Source organism: Luteolibacter sp., assembly GCF_058122085.1.
In genome coordinates this window covers 23,740-29,794 of record NZ_JBIKBQ010000041.1, presented here as the reverse complement: position 1 = coordinate 29,794, position 6,055 = coordinate 23,740, and the positions used below count along the sequence as shown (strand labels likewise).

Below are 6,055 nucleotides of genomic sequence, written 5' to 3'. Positions count from 1 at the left end.
TTCGAGTTCATGGCGTTCGGATTTCGATAACTTGATTCGGTGTGATTTGGCGGGCACCTGTCCAATTGTACACATCCTCAAAATCGTACAATTTTAAAATTCACTAACCGACAAATAAAATTTTACGCGACACTAGTCATCCTGGGCCATGCGCTCACCCCGGATACTCGCCGGAAATGTAGCATTGCAGCTGCTGGATGGTGTGCCGCTGCGACAGCATCACCCAACTGACGAGATCGCCGATGGAAATGAGGCCGACGAGGTGCCCGTCATCGACGACGGGAAGGTGGCGGATGCGGTTGCAGGTCATGAGCTCCATGCACGTTTCGATGCCGTCCTTGCTGCACACCGTGATCGCCGGGCGACTGATGATTTCGCCGACGCGGGTGTCCCGCGAGGTGCGCCCTTGCAGGACGACCTTGCGGCTGTAGTCGCGCTCCGAGAGCACGCCGATGACCTCGCCGCTCTCGAGGGCGACGAGCGCGCCGATGTTCTTCTCGCCCATCAGGCGGATGGCGTCGTAAACCGAATCCTCCGGCTTCGTGGTCCAGATATCACCGCCCTTGTTGTGTAAAATGTCGTAAACAGTGCCGTTGATTTCCATAGATTCCCTTCTTTTGAAGTTCGACTAAACTGAGATCCTCCGGTCCCGGCGTCAAGAACGCAGGAAGATTAAATTCCTTTCCTTGGAATTTCCGCCAAAGAAGGAGTCCTCGTTGTCGGCGCGGATCAGGCTCCGGTGATGATCTCGCAGCTTGGAAGCTTTTCCTTGAGCGTCTTGACCGCCGCCGGAGTCACCGCGGTCTGCCAGAGATAGAGACGCTTGAGGTTCGGCAGGGTGGAAAGCTTGCCCACCCCGGCATCGGTGACTTTGGTGCCGTAGAGATTGATGGATTCCAGGCTCGGGATCTTCAGTAAGGTGTCGATGGAAGCATCCGTCACGCCGGTTTCCGCGAGGCGGATGAGGCGGAGACTGGTGGCGGACGAGAGCTTGGAGACCGCCTGATCGGTGATTTTCGTGGCGGATAGATCGACGGTGACGAGGTGCTCCAAGACCGGGGCGAGGGTGTTGAATCCCGAGTCGTCGAAATTCCCGCGCAGCGAGACTGCGGTGAAGGTCAGCAGCGCGGATTGCTGAGACTCGAAGCTCAGCGCGCCCGGAAACTGCTTGGAAATGCCGGCCACCGACGACTTCAGCGCCTCATCCGGCCCGGTGAAACGGGCGGGCGCGGCGCTTTCCACCACCTCCGCGGGAGCGATGGCAGCGACCTTGGCGATCGCCTCCTTGATCGGCGCTGGAACGTCGAATGCCGTCAGCAATTTTTTAGGATCCGCGCCGTTCTCGATCCACCAGGTGATGATCGCGACTTCCGGGTCCTCGATGTCCGGCTTCCCTTCCGGCGGCATGTGATCCTCGTCCTCCATGGGAAGATTCATGCGGATGAGAATGTTGCTTTCCGCCGATTTTCCGGGCTCCAGGCCGGGGCCTTCCTTGCCGCCCTGCACCAGGAATTCGTAAGTATCCATCCGGAACTTGCCCTTCGCCTTGCCCTCCTTGTGGCATTGGACACAGCGGCGCTCGAGGATCGGCGCGACGATGTCGGCATAGACCAACTGCTCGCCGTCCGCCTTCGCCTTCGCCTTCGCCTTCGCGGGCGCGGACACAGTTTCCACCTTGTCAGTTCCTAGCAGGCTGCGGATCGGCTGCGGGGCGTATTCGGTCAAATAATCCTCGCCGTGGGTGAGCGAAGCGCCGTCGTGACTGGCGAATCCCATCACGCCCACGCTAGCGAACAACAGCAGACGGTAAAACGCCGGGGTTCCGTTCAGAGCCACCGTCCACGCCTTGAAAATGAAAGTCACCACCGCCGCCACCGCGAAAACGAGGCCACCCCACAGATGGCGGTCGGCCAGCGCGTTGCCGCGGAACTGCACCTCGCCGTGATAGAGCAGAAATCCCGCGAGAACCGCGACGATGGCGCTGGCGGCTCCGAAAAACAGCGGGAACAGCGGCGTGTTTCGCGACTCCTCGCCTCGCCTGCCGAAGATCGCGCCTAGCTCCTGAAACAGGATCAACGCGAAAACCCCGATCGGCAGGTGCAGCAAGACCGGGTGGAAATGCCCGAGGAAGCGGACGAGATCCGGCATTTTCTCCCCGTCCGGCGGACCGGCCAGGAACGGCATGGCGATCAGGCCGCCAGCGGCGGCAAGTCCGAACAAGGTCAGCGCCCAAGGCTTTCTGCGGCGTGCGGTGGGAAGGTCGTGATGAGTCATGGAATGAAGGTGTTACGGAGCGGTTTATTGGGATCTTTCATTTGAAATTCGGTCGATTCGCCGGACCGGTAAAATACCAGGCCCGGCGTCAGCCAAACACAGCCCGGCAAAATCGCCACTTCCAAATTCAAGGCTCCATCGAACCGATGATTTTCGCCCTCTCGCGGTTCATTTCTGATCCAGCGAAGTTCAAGAAACCGAAACCATCTGTGAAATCGAGGATCGAAATCTCAATAACTTGTTAATTTTCAGCAGCTTAATAACCAGCCGCGAATCCTACGCCATCACGTGGAGATCAGTATTTGCCAATACCCGCTCCGGTTGATTAGGTTTTCCACGGCTCCCCGCTCCCCCACACCCCATGAAACCACCCGTGTTCCCCCACATGGTTGCTCTCCTCGTTCTCAGCGCGATCGCTCCGCTTTCCGCTCAGAATCTGGCCAACTCCCCCCGCTCCTCCGAAATCAGCAGCAATGCTGGCGACTTCGATGGAACCAACGAACCACGCTTCACCGAAGGCGTCGCCGTGACTGGCAACTATGAAGTGTCTAGTTTTGAACCGTCTCTGTCTAGTTTTGCTCCGGCCCCGACACTATGAAGTGCCGACGACGGAAAAAGCCCAAGGATTCCTTCCTGACGGCGGACCGGTTTACGCTTCTCAAGACGGCCTGACTCTCAATCCGCAGGCTTCACACCCGAAGAACGTGGAATCCGTGGTGGACCTCGGCATCCTGCGCGACCCGTCCCCTTACCGCAAAGTCGCCACAAGCACCTCCGGCGAAACTTACGAAATCTCGGCAGACACCTTGCAAACCGGCTTGGCGCTGATCTCCGCGGTCTATCGCGAATCCGGCAAATCCGAAAAAGGCGCGGATTGCCTCGCGGTCGCCCTTTCCGTCGAACAACGGATCAAGCTCGACGTGGCCAAGGTCCTCGAAGTCGTCGAGTCCGAAGTCGCAGCCAATCCGAGCTGTGCTTGCGAAATCGTCAAAACGGCCATCAAGGCCAGCGACGCCGACATCGCCCTCGTCACCGCCATCGTCGAAACCTCCATCACCGCCGCCCCGGACTGCATGCGGATCGCCTCCCAATGCGCGATCGCCACGATGCCCGAGTCGGTCGCCGCCGTCCAGGCACTGCTCGCCAGGCTCGATCCGAACAGCGGCAATGCCGAAGTTTACAGCTCGAAGAGTGCGAAAAGCGCGAAGAGCGCGAAGGTGGCAGTCGTCGCCGAGCCGGCTCCGAACCCGCTCGACCGTCTTTATTTCCCACCCATCTATCCGCTGCCGGTGTCGAAAGTGAATCCGGGATGCCGCTAACCGCGCGGTCGGCTACAATTCCTCTTTCAGCCAGTCGCCGCCGGACACGCGCTGGCTTTCATCGACGGGACCGCGCCATTCCCAGATCCAGGCGCTCAGCGTCTGGCTGTCTTGTTGCATGACCGTGGTCTCGACGCGGCGGTATTCGCTGCCCTCGACCTCGCCGGCCGAAACGCCTTCGAAGACGTCGAGCACGGAGAGCAACTCGGGCCCGACCGCGTAAACCTCGCCGTGAATCTCATCGCCCGCAGGGTCGAGGACCAGGCCGGGATACCAGTCGATGCGATACATCCTGCCGCTGATGGTTCCGCTGGAAAGGAACTCCGCGCCGGCCATCCGGAAATGGTTCGAGCCACCCCGCCGAAGGGTGCCGTAAACGAAAACCCGCTGGGGTGACGTGTCCATGAATCGGGCGGGCGATTATTTGTCCGAGCGATGGCCGATCTCGTTGTCGAGCGCTTGCTTGAGGTCATCCAAGCCCGTTTCGCCTTCCGCGGAGATCGGGATGATGTCGATCTTGGGAAAGCGCGCGAGGAAGATTTCGAGGTTCTCGGCGGCACCTTCGAGGTCCATCTTGTTGGCGATGATTTTCCACGGGAAGCGGGCGAGCTCGTCGTCGTATTCCTTGATCTCGCGACGGAGGATTTCCAGATCGGAAATCGGATCGCGGCCCTCGCTGCCCGCCATGTCGATGACGAAAAGCAGCACCCGGCAGCGGGTGATGTGGCGGAGGAACTCGTGGCCGAGACCGCGGTTTTCATGCGCGCCTTCGATCAGGCCGGGAATGTCCGCGATGGTGCAGCGGCGGTAGCTCGGGAACTCCACGACGCCGACAACCGGCTGGAGCGTGGTGAACGGATAAGAAGCGACCTTCGGCTTGGCGGCGGAAAGCTTGCCGAGCAGCGTCGATTTCCCGGCGTTGGGGAATCCGACCAGACCGGCATCCGCGATGCGGCGGAGTTCGAGATAGAAAACGGAGACTTCGCCCGGAGTGCCGAGCGTGTGCTCGACCGGGGTGCGGTTGGTGGCGGTTTTGAAATTCCAGTTGCCCTTGCCGGGATCGCCGCCTTTGCAAAGGACGAATTCCTGGCCGATCTCGGTGAGGTCGGCGATGGGCTCGAGGTCGATGCCCTCGGCGCTGCGCTCGAATTCCACGGCTTCCTGAACGGTGACCGCGTTGCTGCGGAAAACCACGGTGCCGGGAGGAACCTTGCCGATGACGATCTTGCCGCTTTTCCCGGTTTTGCGCCCGCCCGCGCCGTTTTTGCCGTCCTCGGCGATGAGCTTGGGGTCGTAATGATAGGCGCGGAGGTTGTCCACCGAGTTGTCCACGACGAGGACGATGTCTCCTCCCCTCCCACCGTCGCCGCCGTCCGGCCCGCCGCGGGGGACGAATTTTTCACGTTTCCATGAGACAACGCCGTTGCCGCCGTCGCCGGCCTTTCCGAAAATGCGGATGTGATCGATAAACATGGGCGCACCCTCGCCAGTGAACGGGGGCGGGTCAACGGCAATGGTAAGCGCAATGGCTTTTGCCGGAAATTAGGCGTCTCCTGTTCATGAATTCGCGGGTTGCTGGGCGGATCTTGAGTTCGAGCCACCCGCTGATCCACCTCCAGCGGCATCATTTCAAATTGCTTTTCAGAAACATGGTAACACTCTCCGTCATACCATGAAGACGCTGACTGTGGCCCGTAGTGAAGCACGATCCAGATGGCTTTGACTCCGTGCCTCCGTCCATTGCTTCCAATAATACAACCTCACCCGCCGCCTGTGATACGGGACGCACGACCCCTTGAATCCGCCGGGGAGAAATAAAACAGCTCCATCTGCGAGAGATGGAGCTGTTTCGGTGCGAGGCGGATGGCTAGCCGATCAAGGAACCGGCGGGGTGACTGGCGGGATTTCCTCCGGACCGCTGCCGCCGGTGCGGTGGATGCGGGAGGCGGTGGTCCACTCGGCGAGGATGGCGGGGTCACGGCGGAAGCGGTTTTTCGCGGAGGTGCCGAGGCTTTTGATGAGGTCGCGGGCTTCCTTGACGAGGGCGCGATTGCCGGCGTTGTCGCCGATGTCTTCAATGCGGTCGTCGGTTTGCTCGGATTTCTTGCCGTCGATGGCGGCGAGGTCGGTCTGGAGATCGGTGACGAAATCGGCGGGCATGGAGTAATCGATGAATTTGGCGGCGGTGGCGGTCACTTCGAGGTGGCCGGGAAACGCGCTGGCGCTGGCGATGATTTCCCGGTGGGTGTCATCACCGAGGCGGAAGTCGGCGGCGAATCCGGGTTCTTTGCGGGCGATGGTGGCGGGTGCTGTGGAGGCTGCCGGGGGCTTTCCACTGGAAGCGAGGGGCGATGTGGCGGCGGTGGAGAAGGATGTGGAACTTGGCGGAAATCGATGTTGGTGAATTCCCATCTACCGCCGAGGCACTCGATTTTTCTTCCGGGATCGGCTTGTTCTGCTTC

At 60.5% G+C, this 6,055-nt stretch carries 6 protein-coding genes; 1 reads left to right on the top strand and 5 read right to left on the bottom strand.

What is annotated here, in order from left to right; translation table 11 throughout:
* Window positions 1-154: 154 nt before the first annotated feature.
* On the bottom strand, window positions 155-604 hold the full coding sequence (locus tag AC4DF4_RS08060) for a CBS domain-containing protein (RefSeq protein WP_490047605.1): 450 nt from the start codon (window positions 602-604) through the stop codon (window positions 155-157).
* Between the two features lie 125 nt (window positions 605-729).
* On the bottom strand, window positions 730-2,274 hold the full coding sequence (locus AC4DF4_RS08055) for a c-type cytochrome domain-containing protein (protein WP_490047604.1): 1,545 nt from the start codon (window positions 2,272-2,274) through the stop codon (window positions 730-732).
* 575 nt (window positions 2,275-2,849) lie between these two features.
* Between AC4DF4_RS08055 and AC4DF4_RS08050 the strand changes: the two genes are divergently transcribed.
* Complete coding sequence (locus tag AC4DF4_RS08050; protein ID WP_490047603.1) at window positions 2,850-3,593, top strand: hypothetical protein; 744 nt, start codon at window positions 2,850-2,852, stop codon at window positions 3,591-3,593.
* 12 nt (window positions 3,594-3,605) lie between these two features.
* Here the strand turns inward: AC4DF4_RS08050 and AC4DF4_RS08045 are convergent, their stop codons facing one another.
* The 3 genes from AC4DF4_RS08045 to AC4DF4_RS08035 form a co-directional block, all read right to left on the bottom strand.
* On the bottom strand, window positions 3,606-3,998 hold the full coding sequence (locus AC4DF4_RS08045) for a gamma-glutamylcyclotransferase family protein (RefSeq protein ID WP_490047602.1): 393 nt from the start codon (window positions 3,996-3,998) through the stop codon (window positions 3,606-3,608).
* Window positions 3,999-4,013: 15 nt separating this feature from the next.
* Window positions 4,014-5,066 (bottom strand): GTPase ObgE, encoded by a 1,053-nt coding sequence (gene obgE / locus AC4DF4_RS08040; protein WP_490047601.1) that lies wholly within the window; start codon window positions 5,064-5,066, stop codon window positions 4,014-4,016.
* A gap of 402 nt (window positions 5,067-5,468) precedes the next feature.
* A complete protein-coding gene (locus AC4DF4_RS08035; protein ID WP_490047600.1) occupies window positions 5,469-6,005 on the bottom strand; it encodes a hypothetical protein in 537 nt (178 codons plus the stop codon).
* Between the last annotated feature and the right edge of the window lie 50 nt (window positions 6,006-6,055).